This is a genomic window from Treponema succinifaciens DSM 2489, assembly GCF_000195275.1.
Lineage (GTDB): Bacteria > Spirochaetota > Spirochaetia > Treponematales > Treponemataceae > Treponema_D > Treponema_D succinifaciens.
Window position 1 is genome coordinate 1,978,700 of record NC_015385.1, and the last position, 16,734, is coordinate 1,995,433.

The 16,734-nt window shown below is 37.6% G+C and carries 15 protein-coding genes; 9 read left to right on the plus strand and 6 right to left on the minus strand.

Features of this window, described 5'->3' with window-relative positions; translation table 11 throughout:
- Positions 1 to 63: 63 nt before the first annotated feature.
- Genes tmk through TRESU_RS09395 form a run of 6 tightly spaced genes read left to right on the plus strand, consistent with a single transcriptional unit; the run spans position 64 to position 7,294 of the window.
- A complete protein-coding gene (gene tmk, locus TRESU_RS09370; RefSeq protein WP_013702011.1) occupies positions 64 to 708 on the plus strand; it encodes a dTMP kinase in 645 nt (214 codons plus the stop codon).
- A gap of 32 nt (positions 709 to 740) precedes the next feature.
- Positions 741 to 1,370 (plus strand): hypothetical protein, encoded by a 630-nt coding sequence (locus tag TRESU_RS09375; RefSeq protein WP_013702012.1) that lies wholly within the window; start codon positions 741 to 743, stop codon positions 1,368 to 1,370.
- A 51-nt stretch (positions 1,371 to 1,421) separates the two neighbouring features.
- Positions 1,422 to 2,870 (plus strand): NFACT RNA binding domain-containing protein, encoded by a 1,449-nt coding sequence (locus TRESU_RS09380; protein WP_013702013.1) that lies wholly within the window; start codon positions 1,422 to 1,424, stop codon positions 2,868 to 2,870.
- 21 nt (positions 2,871 to 2,891) lie between these two features.
- Positions 2,892 to 3,764, plus strand: coding sequence for a methylenetetrahydrofolate reductase [NAD(P)H] (metF, locus tag TRESU_RS09385; protein ID WP_013702014.1), 873 nt, complete (start codon positions 2,892 to 2,894; stop codon positions 3,762 to 3,764).
- Positions 3,765 to 3,779: 15 nt separating this feature from the next.
- Entirely contained in the window at positions 3,780 to 6,353 is a 2,574-nt protein-coding gene (locus tag TRESU_RS09390; RefSeq protein ID WP_013702015.1) for a homocysteine S-methyltransferase family protein, read from the plus strand.
- Complete coding sequence (locus TRESU_RS09395) at positions 6,350 to 7,294, plus strand: hypothetical protein (protein ID WP_013702016.1); 945 nt, start codon at positions 6,350 to 6,352, stop codon at positions 7,292 to 7,294. Before TRESU_RS09390 ends, TRESU_RS09395 begins: the two co-directional genes overlap by 4 nt.
- 11 nt (positions 7,295 to 7,305) lie before the next feature.
- On the opposite strand, the gene TRESU_RS09400 is transcribed toward TRESU_RS09395, so the two are convergent.
- The 4 genes from TRESU_RS09400 to TRESU_RS09415 all read right to left on the minus strand — a co-directional run bounded on the left by TRESU_RS09400 (position 7,306) and on the right by TRESU_RS09415 (position 10,496).
- A complete protein-coding gene (locus TRESU_RS09400) occupies positions 7,306 to 8,097 on the minus strand; it encodes a type I phosphomannose isomerase catalytic subunit (RefSeq protein WP_013702017.1) in 792 nt (263 codons plus the stop codon).
- Complete coding sequence (locus tag TRESU_RS09405; RefSeq protein WP_013702018.1) at positions 8,098 to 9,006, minus strand: nucleotidyltransferase family protein; 909 nt, start codon at positions 9,004 to 9,006, stop codon at positions 8,098 to 8,100.
- Between the two features lie 185 nt (positions 9,007 to 9,191).
- Entirely contained in the window at positions 9,192 to 9,893 is a 702-nt protein-coding gene (gene deoD, locus TRESU_RS09410) for a purine-nucleoside phosphorylase (protein ID WP_013702019.1), read from the minus strand.
- Positions 9,894 to 9,959: 66 nt separating this feature from the next.
- Positions 9,960 to 10,496 carry an adenine phosphoribosyltransferase gene (locus tag TRESU_RS09415; RefSeq protein WP_013702020.1) on the minus strand — a complete coding sequence of 179 codons (537 nt, stop codon included), beginning with the start codon at positions 10,494 to 10,496 and terminating at the stop codon, positions 9,960 to 9,962.
- A 648-nt stretch (positions 10,497 to 11,144) separates the two neighbouring features.
- Here TRESU_RS09415 and TRESU_RS09420 point away from each other — a divergent pair.
- From TRESU_RS09420 to TRESU_RS14320, 3 genes are read left to right on the plus strand one after another with little or no spacing between them, the layout of a single operon-like run.
- Positions 11,145 to 11,621 (plus strand): SH3 domain-containing protein, encoded by a 477-nt coding sequence (locus TRESU_RS09420; protein ID WP_013702021.1) that lies wholly within the window; start codon positions 11,145 to 11,147, stop codon positions 11,619 to 11,621.
- Positions 11,621 to 12,562: a M48 family metallopeptidase gene (locus tag TRESU_RS09425; RefSeq protein ID WP_013702022.1), complete on the plus strand. Its 942-nt coding sequence runs from the start codon at positions 11,621 to 11,623 to the stop codon at positions 12,560 to 12,562. The genes TRESU_RS09420 and TRESU_RS09425 overlap by 1 nt, the downstream gene beginning before the upstream one ends.
- Before the next feature lie 2 nt (positions 12,563 to 12,564).
- Positions 12,565 to 14,706 carry a CHASE2 domain-containing protein gene (locus TRESU_RS14320; protein WP_013702023.1) on the plus strand — a complete coding sequence of 714 codons (2,142 nt, stop codon included), beginning with the start codon at positions 12,565 to 12,567 and terminating at the stop codon, positions 14,704 to 14,706.
- Between the two features lie 29 nt (positions 14,707 to 14,735).
- On the opposite strand, the gene TRESU_RS09435 is transcribed toward TRESU_RS14320, so the two are convergent.
- On the minus strand, positions 14,736 to 15,629 hold the full coding sequence (locus tag TRESU_RS09435) for a prephenate dehydrogenase (protein ID WP_013702024.1): 894 nt from the start codon (positions 15,627 to 15,629) through the stop codon (positions 14,736 to 14,738).
- Positions 15,630 to 15,692: 63 nt separating this feature from the next.
- A complete protein-coding gene (aroF, locus tag TRESU_RS09440; RefSeq protein ID WP_013702025.1) occupies positions 15,693 to 16,727 on the minus strand; it encodes a 3-deoxy-7-phosphoheptulonate synthase in 1,035 nt (344 codons plus the stop codon).
- Positions 16,728 to 16,734 lie beyond the last annotated feature (7 nt).

Genomic DNA, 16,734 nt, shown 5'->3' on the forward strand with positions numbered 1-16,734 from the left:
TATATTTTAACAGAAAAAATTATTTGAGGAAATGCCCGAATTTGGGCAACGGAGATGTTTAATATGGTCTTAGAAAATTTTATTGTATTCGAAGGAATTGACGGAGCAGGAACAACAACTCAGCTTGAAATTTTAAAATCAAGAACTCCGGAATTTTTATTTACAGCAGAACCAACATCTTCAGAAACTGGAAAATTTCTTCGCAAAATGCTCAAAGGCGAAATTCAGGTTACAAACGAAACCGCCGCCTATATTTTTGCCGCAGACAGAAATGAACATATAAATGGAAACTGTATAATAGAAGAAAACAAACTAATTACAGGAATAAAATCCGCCTGTGAAAAAGGAAAAATCGTTGTGAGCGACCGCTATCTATTTTCAAGCCTCGCATACCAAAGCATAGATTGCTCACCAGAAATTCCTCGGACACTGAATAAATTTTTTCCATTGCCGAGGCTTCTATTCTTTTTCGACATCGAGCCGGAAATTTCACTAAAAAGAATTTCATCAAGAGGACAAAAAGAAATTTATGAAAAAATAGATTTCTTAAAAAGAACAAAAGAAGAATACGAAAAAGTTCTTGCGGAATACAACGGAACAGAAATCAGCAAAGGAATGAAAATAGTCCGCATAGACGCAACAGCTGACAAGGAAAAAATCAGCCGGAAAATTGAAGAAGAAATAAATTCAATTTACAAAATATTCTAAAAACAACAGGCATTTTCTCCGATATTCAAAAGGTGGAAAAGTCTTTTTTTAAAGCAACCAAAATTTTATTTTTGCTTCTCATCGCGCTTCTTTTTTCAGCAGAAAAAAGCAATGCTTATATGGTTAAATATAAAGAAGATTTTTACAAGCTTTATCACGTTCATTATCAGCAGCAACCAGATGACTGCATAGAAAATATTTACTGGCTGGAAAAAGCAGTTAAAGCAGATTTTTGCAATCCTCTGTACGCATACACAAAAATTGAAAATGAACTTCAATGGGAAAAATACCGTTATCTTTTTCAAATGCACTTGAATTTAAAATTAATAGAACAGCACTTGCGGCTTGGACGAATTTACGATAAAAACGCCGCGTATTTTTACGACGCTCCCTGGAAAGATGAATATCTTCGCAATCTTGAAAAAGCAAAAACTTGTTATGAAGCAGGATACATTTACTGGCAGGAAGCTTCGCTTTGGGCTGAAAAAGCAAACATCGGGAAATTCAAATTCTTATTTTTGACAGGAATTCAAAACTGGGAAGATGAACGTGAACGGATAAATTCAGGCTCTTTAGATTACAAAAAAACTTTAGACCGGGAACTAAAAAGACTTAACAAAGTTATAGACGATTTAAAATCAATGGAAACGAAAAGATACTAACTTTTTAAATACCAATTCACTATCCATTTTAAATCTGATATACTTTGAAAAATGTCCTTAAACTGCAATGAAATAAATTTAATATTGAGCGAACTCAACATTGAAGGTTCCTTTATACAAGAAATAATCCAACCGGGCTACGATACGGTTTCATTTAAAATTGTCGGAAAAACAGAACCCGTAAATATTGTAATTTGCACATCACCGCAATCATGCAGAATAAACAAAACGAATTCAAAATCTCCAAAAAATGAAAAGCCTTTAAGATTCAATGAGTTTTTAAAATCACGCGTTCAAGGAATGAGAATCAACTCATGCAAGCAGCTAGGACTTGATAGAATTGTAAAATTCGATGTTTCAACATGGAAAGACAGGCTTTTTATCTATGCCCGGCTTTGGTCAAATGCGGCAAATATTATCGTAACAGATGAAAATGGAAAAATTCTTGACTGCTTGTACCGCCGGCCGGCAAAAGACGAAATCACTGGTGGAGTTTTTGTTCCGCAAGAAAAAATTCCAACTGAAGAAGAAAAAGAACTTTCACTTCTAAAATTTCCTATAAGAACATTCGACGATAATGATTTTTTCAAAGGAAAAGAAGAACTTTCATTCAATGAAAAAATCAATTTATATTACACAGAATGCGCCGGAAAACTTTCAAGAGAAAGCCTCTTAGCTCAAGCTGAAAAATGGTACAATGTAAAACGAAGCAAAATGGAAAACGCACTTCAGCATCTTATAGAAAAAAAATCAGAATTTGAAAACGCAGGAAAACTAAAACACACTGGGGACTTAATTCTTTCATTCGCAAGCCAAATCAAAGGCTCTTACTTAGATTGTACAGACTACAATACAGGCGAACAACTTCATATAAGGCTGAACGAAAAACTGAACCCACAGGAAAACGCCGCATCTTATTATGAGCAATATAAGAAAGCTGTGTCCGGAATAGAATCTCTTGAGCATGACATTGAGCTTGAAAAAAAAGCAATAGCTTCGCTAGACGAAGAATACAATCGGATAATTTCAGAAAAAAACACTTTAAAAATCGAACAGATTCTTCGGCATGATACAAAACCAAAACAGCAGATTCAAAAAAAACATCCTGGGCTTCATTACGAAATTGATGGGTGGATTATAATCGTTGGAAGAAACTCTTCTGAAAATGACGAGCTTTTAAGACATACTGTAAAAGGCCATGATATGTGGCTGCATACAAGAGATTATGCCGGCGGATATGTTTTTATAAAAGCACAAAAAAATAAAACCATTCCTCTTGAAATTCTTCTTTATGCAGGAAACCTTGCAGTCTACCATTCAAAAGCAAGAAAAAATAAACAGGCAGATTTATATTATACGCAGGTAAAATTTTTGCGTCGGGCAAAAAACGGTCCAAAAGGCCTTGTGCTTCCAACTCAGGAAAAAAACTTGTTTATAAAAATCGATGATGAAAAATTAAAACGCCTTGATGAAATTGAAAAGGCAAGCTCAATTCTATAGAATAGAAAACCGAGGAATCAAATGACAATATCTAAAATTCTTGAACAAAAAAAGACGCTTCTATCATTTGAAGTTTTTCCGCCAAAGCAGCAGGCGAATTTTGAAAATACAGTCAACGCGGCAAAAGAGCTTTGCAATCTGAATCCTGATTTTATAAGCGTAACTTACGGAGCCGGAGGAACAACCAGAGAAAACACTGTTGAAATAGCCTCCAAGATTTTATCATTTGGAACACCAGCACTTGCACACCTTACTTGCGTTGGAAATACAATTGATGAAGCTAAAAATATAATTTCTCAAATGAAGAAAAATAAAATTGAAAATGTCCTTGCATTGCGCGGAGACATTCCGCAAGGAATACCAAATCCACTGAGCAATGAACTTGACCACGCAAATGTTCTTGCAAAGATTTTAAAGGATGAAGGCTTTTGCGTTGGAGGAGCTTGCTATCCAGAAGGACACCCGGAAAGCCATAATAGGCAAGAAGATATAGACAACCTAAAATATAAAATAGATGCTGGTGTTGACTTTCTTACAACACAAATGTTTTTTGACAACAATATGCTCTACAGCTATCTCTATCAAATCCAGTCAAAAGGAATTCATGTTCCGGTTTTAGCAGGAATTATGCCAATTACAAACAGCAATCAAGTTTCAAAAATGGTAAAACTTTCATCTGCATATATTCCGGCCAAACTCCTTTCAATTTGCGACCGCTTTTCTGAAAATCCAGAAGCAATGCGCCAGGCAGGAATCGCTTATGCAACAGACCAGATTATAGACCTTATTTCAAACGGAGTAAGAGGCATTCATATTTACACAATGAACAAGCCTTCTGTAGCCCAAGAAATTTACAAAAATGTTGATAAAATTATTTCTGCAATTAACAGCTAGCGAAGGGAGATTGTCTTGAGCGAATTTAAAAATTTTCTATTTAATAAAATACAAAAACATGAGCCTGTTTTCTTTGACGGCGGAATGGGAACAATGATTCAAAAAATTTCAGGTCTTTCCTATTCTATTCCAGAAGATCTGAATTTTTACAATCCAGAAGCAATAAAAGATATTCACAAAAAATATATACTTGCAGGAAGCAACATTTGCACCACAAACACATTCGGCGCAAATCCTATAAAGCTTGAAAACGCATCTCATTCAGCACAAGAATTTATTGAAAAAGGAATCGCTCTAGTAAAAGGAGCAATCGCTGAATGCAAAAAACAAAACGAAAACATAATCTGCTTTACCGCATGGGATTCAGGTCAGATTGGAAAACTGCTTGAGCCAAATGGTCCTCTTACATTTGACGAAGCATATAATTCATACAAGGCAGCTGCAATTGCCGCAGAAAAATCAGGCGCGGATCTTGCAATAATCGAAACAATGAGCGACCTTTATGAAGTAAAAGCCGCAGTTCTTGCAATCAAAGAAAATACAAATCTTCCCGTCATAGCAACAATGACGTTCCAGCCTAATTGTAGAACCTTGACAGGTGCAGATGTTCTTACTTGCGTAACTTATCTTGAATCTCTGCACGTTGATGTTCTTGGTTTTAATTGCGGCGGAAGCCTTGAAGAAGACATTGAACTTGCAAATCAATTCTGCAAATATTCACACATTCCAATTCTTTCCCAGCCAAACGCAGGACTTCCAGAAGTTATAAACGGAAAAGATGTATTCAAGGTAACTCCAGAAGAATTTACAAATGCACAGGAAAAAATACTTGAGTCTGGAGTTTCAATTTTCGGAGGCTGCTGCGGAACAACTCCAGATCATATAAAAACAATGGCAGAAAAACTTTCAGAAAAAAAACTGAAGGCAAAAAAAGAAAAGTTCCAGTCATTTATATGTTCCTACAACAAAACTGTTCAGGCAGGAGGGGCAGCAGGACCTGTAATTATCGGTGAGCGCATAAATCCAACCGGAAAAAAGAAATGCAAGGAAGCTCTCCAAAATAACGATATGCAGTTCATAATTGACGAAGCAGACAGCCAGATAAATTCAGGCGCACATATTCTTGATGTAAACGTCGGACTTCCTGGAATAAATGAAAAAGAAATGATGCTTCAAGCGGTGAAGTCAGTGCAAAAAATTTTCAACACTCCGTTGCAACTTGACTCAAGCGAAAGCGATGTTTTGGAATATGCATTGAGGTATTACAACGGAAAAGCCCTTGTAAACAGCGTAAATGGAAAGCAAGAAGTCATGGACAAAGTTTTTCCGCTAATAAAACATTACGGCGGAGCTGTTGTCGCGCTTTGCATAGATGAAGACGGAATTTCCCAAACTGCGGAAGGAAGGGTAAAAGTCGCTGAAAAAATAATTCAGGAAGCCGCAAAATACGGAATACCTATAAGAGATATTTTTATTGACACGCTCACACTGACTGTAAGTTCTGAACAAAAAACATCACTTGAAACTGTAAAAGCAATCAGAATCTTAAAAGAAAAATTCGGAAAAGAAGGAATTCAGTTTGTGCTTGGAGTTTCTAATATTTCATTTGGACTTCCAAGAAGAGACATTATAAACTCAAGATTTTTTATGCTTGCACTTGAAGCAGGACTTAGCGCGGCAATCATAAACCCGGCAAGTATTCCGATGATGGACACCTACAGAGCTTACAGAGCACTTGGCTGCTTTGACGAAAACTGCCTTGACTACATTCAGACTTACACAGGAACTCTTGATCCTACAACTGAAAAAGCCCGGCAAAAAATTCTTTCGGATGCAGTTAATGACGGAACAATTTCCATTCAGATAAACGGAACGCCCATCGCATCTCCTAAAAAAGAAACTGAAAAAAAAAACACTTTAACTGAAACTATAGGCGCAGAAAAAAACACGGAAGAAAAGGAGCTTATACAGATAATTGAAAAAGGCTTCAAGGATAAGGCGGCAGACGCAACAGCCAGACTTCTTGAAAAAAACGCACCTGTAAAAATAATCGATAACTGCATAGTTCCAGCTCTTGACAACGTAGGAAAAGACTTTGAAACTGGAAAGAAATTTCTTCCACAGCTTTTGCTTAGTGCAGAAACCGTAGGCAATTCATTCCTTAAAATAAAAGAAACTCTTGCAGCTTCAGGAAAAGAGCAGGAAGAAAAAGGAACCATAGCAATTGCAACTGTCTTTGGCGACATTCATGATATCGGAAAAAACATCGTCAAGGCAATGCTTGAAAACTATGGATATAAAGTAATCGATCTAGGAAAAAATGTTCCGGCAGAAACAGTTGTAAAAACAGTTATAGAAAACAAAATCCAGCTTGTGGGCTTAAGCGCGCTAATGACTACAACGGTCGCTAATATGGAAGAAACAATAAACCAGCTTCATAAAGCGTTAAAAGAAAATAATCTGGAATGTAAAATTGTAGTAGGCGGCGCAGTTTTAACACCAGACTATGCAAAAAAAATCGGAGCTGACTTCTATGCAAAGGACGCAATGGAAACAGTATCAGCAGCAAAGGAAGTTTTTGGAAAATGAAAGAAGAAAACCTAAAATACAAGTTCAAAATTAAGAATGCAAAAAAGCCATCTCAAAAGAAAATCAAAAAGACTCTAGGAAGAACTTTAAAAAGCTTTAATGTTCTATATGCCTACGCAATGTTCATTTTTCACTGGACTGGTCTTAAATATTTTGCAGTTTTTATTTTAAATGTAATACAAAAATTCTTTATAGTTCAGTATCTTGAAAAATTCCACATAATACACATTCCAGTAAAAAGAGTAGACCACAAGCTGGATTCAAAAATTCCATTCAAGCCGGAATTCGCACAATGCTATCTTGACTTTGTAAACTATTGGATTCGTCCTATGTGCATGACAATGAAACGCTACGGAAGCTTTGAAGGAATCAAGCTCAGCGCGGAATATGTCCGGTACATGATTATGCTTTACAAGGAAGCATACAAAATTTATTCGCACTGCCTTACAACAACAGTGCGTCCAAAGCCAACAACAAAAGCGACAAAAGGCATTCAGTTTTGGGATCCGCATTATCTTTGCGTGCCGAGCCTGCACATTGCAATTGTTGTTCTTACAATCGGATTTTATAAAATGCTTTTTGAACGTGAAGAATTTACAGAACCAGAAAAAGATCAATGGAACAGCGAGCTTTACACTCATGGAATAGAAATTGCTGAATCAGTTTTATACATGAAGCAGCATAGTGTAAACTGCATTTCTGCGGCAATATACATGGTAACAAAAACTGCGCCAGAACTTTTAACAGAAGAAATGTCCATTGATTTTATTGACTCGATGTTTAAAGATTCTATTTATGTTGAAAAAACTGACTCAAAAGAAATCACAAGTTACATAAAAAAAATGTACAAAAATTTAATGGAAGAAAGCCGTAACTCCGATGACTGGACATCTCCGCTTAAAGAGTGGCTAAAAAATTATAAAATCCAAGCTCAAAATTAAAACGCAAAAAGCTACTTTGCAGAAATTTTCATAAGCTTTAAGCAGCCTTTTATTTCAACGGATTCTCCAGGTTCAAATGCAAAAATATCTTCCGCATTTGCAGGAAGTCCGTTTACAGTTCCGCTTCCTTCAATTATAAAACCAAGAACTATATCACGAGGATTTTTTTTGCCGCTAGCATTCTCTATTTTTGAAGAATAAAAATCTTCAACATTGATTTCTTCAAGAGAAAAATACGGGCAAGAAAAAGCTTCTGGGAAAGGCGCAATTTTTCTTACGCTGCTGTCTTTTATGCAGGCAATTCCCTTTTCTACATGACACTCTCTTCCGCGACCCCAGTCATACAATCTGTAAGTAATATCACTTGACTGCTGAACTTCCAAAAGACGCAAGCCGCCGCAGATTGCATGGACAGTTCCAGCCGGAATATAAATAAAGTCTCCAGCCTTGACTTTTTCATAGCGCAAACAATCCTGCAAAGAATTCGCCTCGATAGCTTTTCTAAGCTCGCTTGAGTTATAAACTCCATTCAGTCCGTAAACAAGTTCTGTATCTTCCTTTGCTGAAAGAACATACCAGCATTCAGTTTTTCCGCGGCAGTGCTCATAAAGAGCAGCTTTTTCATCATCAGGGTGAACCTGAACGCTCAAAGTCTTGTCGGCTTGAATAACTTTAACCAAAAGAGGATAATCACCGCCGCACATTTCAAAGAAATCTTTTTGAAATCCATTTTTATGAGTGGAAGCAATCCAGTTTTCATAGCCCCAAATTTTTTCAGACTTTATAGCGTTCAGTTTTTTCATTTAATGCTCCCAAAGCTTTGCAGGATAATATCCACTTTGAATTTTCTTTGCAATTTCTTGCTTTACAATCTCGCGGTCCTCTGGATAAGTCATTCCAAACCACTTTTCAGAAGAAGTAAAGAATTTTATGCTGCCTTCACCGTTCTTTACGATGTCACTAGCAGCAACCGGCAATAAAGCTTCCGCCTTAAGTTCGCCAATTGAAGAAGCCTTAAATTCATCCCAATATTTATGAAAGCGTTCAAAAGCCTTCAAGCTGAATCCAAAGAAATTCATGCTTACCCATTCTTTTCCTGTAAATGGAATTTCCTTGCCGTCAAGTTCACTTATAATACCATCGCCTTTGTAGCTGATTTTTGTATTTTCAACAATTGATTCAAGATAGCCATCTTTTACAGAACAAACTCCACGGCTAACAGAACCGCTTTTGCTCATAGTGTTTCCAAGAACGTAGCCAACCATTGCATGGTCATTAGAATCCGGACTTATAGATGAAAGATATTTTCCCAAAGTCGCAAATGCTTCCCTGCCGTAATAGTCATCGCTATTTATTACAGCAAACGGAGCGTTTATCTTTTCTTCAGCGCAAAGAACGGCATGAATCGTTCCCCAAGGCTTTGTACGCGCAGAAGATTTTTCCGCCTCGCTAGCAGTCAAAAGAGAATCATGCGTCTGAAAAACATATTCCGCATCAAAGTTACGGGCAACTCTGTCAAAAAGCCGCTCCCTAAAGTCTTTTTCAATGTCAGGACGGATTACAAATACAACTTTTCCAAATCCGCTTTTTTTAGCATCGAAAGTCGCAAAGTCCAAAAGGCACTCGCCATGCTGACCTACAGAATCAATCTGCTTAACTCCACCGTAACGGCTTCCCATTCCAGCTGCAAGAACCAACAATACAGGTTTCATTTCACATTCTCCCGTTAATTTAAATTTTTTAGGTTTTATTTCAAGTTTTATATTTTTATGTCATTATCGGACTTGACCCTGCGATGTTTCTGAAAGAAACCCGGCTAATAATCTAAATGCATATATTGAAATCATTTAGAGATTGTCGTATCAAGTACGACAATGACATTTTGTTTTATAAAAAACTATGCAGTAACAGCTTCAAGCGCAATTTTCATCATGTTTGTAAAAGTTACCTGGCGTTCTTCTGCGGAAGTTTCACCACCCAAAAGAATATGGTCGCTAACAGTAAGAACAGCCAAAGCCTTTCTCTTGAATTTCGCAGCAAGAGTGTAAAGTTCCGCGGCTTCCATTTCTACACCCATAACCCCATATTCCGCCCAAAGCTTCCAGTTTTCCGTTGGATCGTAAAACATATCGCTTGAAACACAAAGCCCTACATTCGGTTTTATGCCGATTTTTTCAGCAGCAGAATACGCCTTTGTAAGAAGCTCAAAGTCCGCAACAGGAGCAAAATGAAGTCCGTTGAACCTCATTGTATTCAACCCGGAATCTGAACATGCGCCTTCAGCAAGAATAACATCTCTAAGCGCAATATCTTTTTGAACAGCCCCGCAAGTTCCAACACGCACAGCTTTCTGCACATTATAAAACTGAAAAAGCTCATTTACATAAATAGAAAGCGAAGGCTGCCCCATTCCAGTACCCTGAACAGAAACTCTTTTTCCATTATAGAGCCCTGTAAATCCATACATTCCGCGGACTTCATTATAACACTTGGCATCCTGCAAGAAATTTTCAGCAATAAATTTGGCTCTAAGAGGATCCCCCGGAAGCAAAACTGCCTCTGCAATGTCTCCCTCTTTTGCATTAATATGTGTACTCATACTCAGAATTATATCATAAATTTTTATAAAACGATACAAAAATCATATAATCGGCAGAAAAAAGACTTATTCAGACTGATAATTTACAAGAGTTGTAACGTTAAGACCTTCAAGCTTTTTCTTATAATTCAAGAAAGGAAGCCCTATAACACCAAAGACATCCGTTGTCTTAGCTCCGCCCTGCTCTATCAAATTTACCGCCGCCTTTAAAGTTCCGCCGGTTGCAATAAGATCGTCAACCAAAAGAATATTCTGACCTTTTGAAATGTCGGCAGTGTGGACTTCAATTTCAGCAGAACCATATTCAAGCTCATATTTGCAGGTATATGTTTTTCCGGGAAGCTTTCCTTTTTTACGAATCAAAACAAGAGGAATTCCCATAGCCTGAGCAAAAGGAGCAGCAAATACAAATCCGCGCGACTCAATTCCAGCAACAGCGTCAATATTTTTATCCTTGTAGAGATCCACCATACGCTCAATTGTATAGCGGAATGCTTCTGGATGGCGAAGAACTCCAGTTATATCATAAAACAAAACGCCTTTTTTGGGAAAATCAGGCACGCGGCCAATTACTTTATCAAGAACCTCAAAATCTTTATTCATGTTTACTCCAGATTTTTTATTATAAACTGAATACAGGCAAAATGCAAATGTGAGTTACAGATAGGCTATTGACAAATTGGTGCATAAACTATAGCAACATTATGTCAATAAGCTATAGAGAATAATGCACATAGACTATGTAGCGTTATCTATATAAGCTATTAAGAACATCACTGACAGACTGTATATAGGTTAACTATACAGTCTATGTACAGCATTACAGATAACTTATATATAAATATCAAATACAGACTGTCTATGCAGTATACGAATAGACTATATATGAATATTGCATATAGACTGACTGTGAGTAATGCGGATAGACTGTCAGCAGATATGTGTATAGACTGTCGACAAATATGCCGACAGTCTATACGTAACACCGTGGACTGTCAGTACCACTATGCCGGTACTGTAAATATTTGACTTTTCCATAATTATATACCCTTAATTTCGAGTTTTATAATTTTATGTCATTATCGGGCTTGACCCGATAATCTATTGAAAATATCCAACAGATTCCTGACCAAGTTTACTACTTAAACATCGCAGTGTCTTAGCATGGGAATAACACTTAAATTACTGTTCTTATCAAAACTCGACATTTGGGCTATTTAACACAAACAATTACAATGATATACTTTAGACATGAGTAAAATCAAAGTTATTTTTTTATCAGTTATGGCGCTGAATATTTCTTCTGCATTTGTCGCAGAGCCAAAACCACAGTACGTGCAGGTGGATTCAGCAATTGTCAGAGTCAAGGCATCCCAATTTGCGTCCATCGCAGGAACTTTAAACCTTGGCGACAAAGTCAAAGTTACTTCAAAAGGAAAATCCTGGTCCTGCATTTCATCCGAAGATGGAAAAATTAAAGGCTGGCTTCCAAATTCATCTTTAACAACAAAAAAACTGATTATAAATATCAACGGAAAAACTTCCGTAAATGCAAAAGAACTTGGACTTGCAGGAAAAGGAATGGACAAGGCTTTTGAAAAAGTTTACAGCCAGGCAAATGAAATTTCGTATGCTCAAGTTGATAAAATTGAAACAAATGCCTGTTCAGAAAAAGACGCCATTGCTTTTCTAAAAGAAGGACAACTCAATGCCGGAGGTGAAGAATAATGAAAAAGCTATCAAAAAAAATTCTTTGCGTTTGCATTTTTTCATCAGTTTCTTTAGCCGCATTTTCTGCTGATATTTTTGGCGCATTAAACAAAGTAAACTCCGCTGTTCAAAAAAGCCAGGATGTAAAGAAAACACTTGAGCAAGCCAGCAGCACAGTTGAGTCAATCGACAGAGCCGCAGAGCCTATTACAACGCAGGACTCATATTTTATTGGAAGAACTGTTGCGTCCAATGTTCTTACTGAATACAAGCTTTACACGGCATCTCCAAAAGCAACTGCTTATGTTAATAAAATTTGCAAAGCAATCACAATGAATTCCGACACGCCAAAAATTTACAAGGATTATTGCGTTGCGATTCTTGATTCAGATGAAATCAATGCGTTGTCTACAAGCGGCGGGCACATTTTTATTACAACAGGAATTTTGAAATGCTGCAATTCAGAGGATGAGGTCGCAGCAATTATTGCACATGAAATTGCACACATTCAGCTAAAACATGCAACCACAGCAATCAAGACTGTAAGAACAACAGAAGCAATTTCAAATTCTGCAACAATGGCAAAAAACTACACAAAGCAGTTTTCAAATCTTAATCAAGAGGAAAAACAGTCCGCGGATTTTCTTACCAGTTCCAGCATTTCAATGATGAATATCATTACAGAAACCGGATACACAAAAGGCCAGGAATTCAAAGCTGACGAAAAAGCAGTTTCGCTTATGGCAGACGCAGGCTATGATCCAAACGCCTTGACTGATGTCCTCAAAATGCTCAAAGCAAAAAGTAGCGGAGAAGATTCAGGCTGGGGAAAAACTCATCCAAAGCCAGAGACCAGAATCAACAGTGTGCAAAAGATTCTTAAAAACTTTAATTTCACAGGAATCAGTAGAGATGTCCGCCAGTCAAGATTTGAAAACGCTTTAGCAGGAATAAAATAGCCATGAAACAAAAACATAAGCTTTGGACAAGAGCCATAATCATTGCCCTTTCAAGCATTCTGATAACTTTAATCTTTCACTTTTCAAAAGCATTTAACGCTTTTGAAAACAAATCTTATGACCTTCGCATGACAAACGCTGCAAAATACAAGCAGCCTTGCGAAGAAATATGTCTGATTATTGTTGATCAGAAAAGCATTGACTGGGCAAAAGAAAAATACAACTGGTCATGGCCTTGGCCTAGAGAAGCTTATGGAAGAATGGTTGATTTTATTTCAGCTGGAAATCCTAAGGCAATTACATTTGATATTCTTTACACAGAGCCTTCTATATATGGAGAAGAAGATGACATTGCTTTAGGCGCGGCAGAGGCAAAAAGTAAAAAAGTTATCCAGACATTTTTTTATTCCGCAGAAGACTACGGAAAAACTTTAATGCCTGTAAAGCCAATCAATGACAATGCGGCTCTTCTAGGAAACATTACAAGCGCAAAAGACAGCGACGATATTATCCGCCGCACTCGCCTTTTTGATACATTTAATGATACTGAATATCCAACGCTCGGACTTGCACCTCTTTTCTTAAATGAAGAAGCTCCTGACTTTTCTTCTATTCCTGTAGTAGACAACAACACTGCCCTTTTGCGTTTTACAAAATCCATAGATGATTATTTTCCATACAGCGCAAAAGATATACTTGAAAGCCATGATCTTTGGCTACAAGGAAAGGAAGGTGTTTTGTCTCCAGAGGATTTCAATGACCTTTATATTTTCTGCGCATACTATGCTCCAGGGCTTTTTGACATTTGCTCAACGCCGGTTTCACAAGTTTATCCGGGAGTCGGAATTCATATTACAACTTTGGATAATTACCTTACAGAAAGCTTTATAAAAAAAGTTCCATTTTGCATTTCTCTTTTATGGCTGATTGCATTGGCATTCTTTGCGTCTTTGTTTGCAGTCATAAGTGAAAAAATTTCTCCACGGTTTTCTGCGATTTTTATTTCAGCGGGAATCTTTGCTGGAATCGCGGTTTCAATTTTTGTACCTGTGATTTTGTTTAACAACGGATTTTGGCTTTTAATGATTGCGCCTTTGTTCGCTTTTCTTATTTCAGAAATGGCAAGTGTTGTTGTAAGTTTGTCTGTAGAAGGAAAGCAAAAACGCTTTATCCGTTCTGCGTTCAGCCAATGTCTTTCAAAAGATGTTGTCAATCAAATTATAAATGACTCTTCTTCGTTTACATTGGGAGGAAAAGAATTTGAAATGTCGGCGATTTTTACAGACATTCAGAAATTTTCATCCTTTAGCGAACTGCTCACAGCAAAAGAGCTAGGCTGTCTACTAAACTTTTATCTTACAAAAATGTCTGACATCATAATTGATGAAAAAGGAACTGTTGATAAATACGAAGGAGATGCGATTGTTGCACTTGTCGGCGCGCCAGTTGCAATGCCAGACCATGCAGTTCATGCGTGTGCCGCCGCAATAAAAATGAAAAAAGCAGAACAAGTAATGAATCAAGATATTATACGCTATTCGCAAAATCCTAAGCCTTCATGGATGGAAGAAGCTTTGTATTCTGCATTTAAAACTCTTGTGGCAAACAGCAAGACAATTTTCACTAGAATCGGAATTAATTCAGGTGAAATGATTGCAGGCTATTTTGGTTCGGAAAAGAAAAAGAATTACACAATGATGGGCAACAATGTAAACCTTGCGTCCCGTCTTGAAGGTGTAAACAAGCAGTATCACACAAATGGAATTCTTATTAGCCAAAGCACAAAAGAATTGATTGGAGACAGATTCGTTGTGCGTTCTCTTGACCGTGTTCGGGTTGTAAACATCAACACACCGATTGGACTTTATGAACTTATTGAAGAAAAATCTCTTGCATCTCCAGAACTTCTTGATTATATGCAGAACTGGGAAAGCGCAATGGCTAAATTCAGCAACAAAAATTACACAAAAGCTAAAGAACTATTGTCTTCCCTTGCGAAAAAAAACAGCAATGACAACGTTGCAAAATATTACATTCATCTTCTTGACGACTATTTTCTTAAAGGAACTTTTCCAAAAGAAGCTGACGGTGAAGGAGTTGAATTCAATCCAGACGACGGAGTTTTCAAACTGCTTCAAAAGTAAAGAAACTGAATCAACCTTGCTTTTGAACCCTACACTTTTACTTCTATACGGCTCATGGAAATGCGTTTTTCTCGGACATTTTCAAGATAAGACTTCAGGGAAGAAGCGTTGTTTTTTTCTATAAATCCTTTTAGCTCATTAAGAGATTTTTCAAAATTTTCAATGTGAAGCAGAAGTTCTTTTTTATTTGCAAGGAAAAGTTCTGTCCACAAAGGAGCATTAATCATGGCGATTCTAGTCAAGTCCTCAAAGCTTCCGCCGCCAAAAGCCGTTATCTTGGAATCTTCCGCACTATCAACAAGCGCGCTCGCAATGACATGGCAAAGCTGGGAAGTAAAAGCAATTTTATGGTCGTGAACAAAAGCATCAGTTTCTACAATCCTGGTAAATCCCATAAGCGAAACAAGCTGCTTAAAGAGTTCCAGATTTTCGATTTTATTCTGTTTTAGCGGCATTAAAATGTAGTTATGATTCTTAAAAATTGAACCACATGAATTTGCATAGCCTTCCTTTTCGCTGCCAGCCATCGGATGCCCCGGAATAAAATCAAATCCACCGGAAAGAATTTCATTCAGGCGAGAAAATATTTCAGACTTGACTCCGCTTATGTCCGTTACGATTGAACCGGGCTTAAAATTATTTTTGTGCTGAATTAAAAATTCCAAAGTCGCATGAGGATAAAGGCACACAAAAACAAAATCACACTGGCAAAGCATAGAGTCAACTTTGCTGATAAGAAAAGTTTCATCCGCAATGTGCTGTTCTCTCGCCAAGGAAAGGGATGCTTCATTTATGTCCGCAGCAAGAATCTTTCCGCTGGCAGAAGAAACTGAAAGCACATTTTCCCTGATTGCCTTTCCAAGAGAGCCGCCCATAAGACCGAATCCAACAATTCCATAAGTCAAGTCTGATAAATTTTTCAATTTGAAATCCTTCTATTGTTGAGCTGCCGGAACTTTTTTTCTTATTAAGAATCCGGCATTTTTTTACATAGTTTTTCCTTCAACAGCCGCATATTTTCCAAGCTTAATCATGAGTTCTTCAAACTGACTAGGTGGAAGCTGCTGGCTTGCATCGCTCCAAGCCTTTTCAGGGCAGCAGTGAACTTCAATTTCAAGTCCGTCAGCACCGGCGGCAACAGCAGACTGGGCAAGAGTTCCTACCATCCATCTGATTCCGCAGGCATGGCTTGGGTCAATCACAACCGGTAAGTGTGAAACTTTATGAAGATAAGGAACTGCGCTTACATCAAGGCAGTTGCGTGTATATCCGTCATAAGTTCTAATTCCGCGCTCGCAAAGAATGACATTTTCGTTTCCGTTGGCCATTATATATTCCGCGCTCATCAAAAGCTCGTTGATTGTTCCAGAAAGACCGCGCTTAAGCAGAACCGGCTTATTAAATTTTCCAAGTTCCTTCAGAAGGTCAAAGTTCTGAAAATTTCTTGCTCCAACTTGAATCAAGTCAACATTTTCAAAATTCTTAAGTTCGCTGATTGCCATAAGCTCCGTGCAGATTGGAAGCCCTGTTTCTTTCTTTGCTTTTTCAAGAAGCTTTATACCTTCCTTTCCAAGCCCTTGAAAACTATAAGGTGAAGTTCTTGGCTTGTATGCGCCGCCACGTAAAATTCTTGCTCCGGCTTTTTTTACAGCAAATGCCGCATTCATAATCTGGTCTTCAGTTTCAACAGCGCAAGGACCTGCGATTACAGGAACAGTTTTTCCGTCTCCAATTTTACATTCAATAACGCCGCTCTGCCCTGTTCCGATGCAGACAACTGTATTTTCCGGATGGAATGAACGGCTTGCCATTTTATACGGTGCGCTGACACGCTCCGCAGTTTCAACTATATCATTTGCAAGGAAATCCTCTGGAACAAGTTTTGAAGTATCGCCTAGAAGACCAATAATAGTCTTGTCTACTCCAGTCGAAATATGAACGCCAAGACCTTTCTGCTTAACCTCTTCAACAAATTCATTGATTGCCGGCTCTGTCGCGCCTTTCTTTAAAATCACTATCATACAAAAA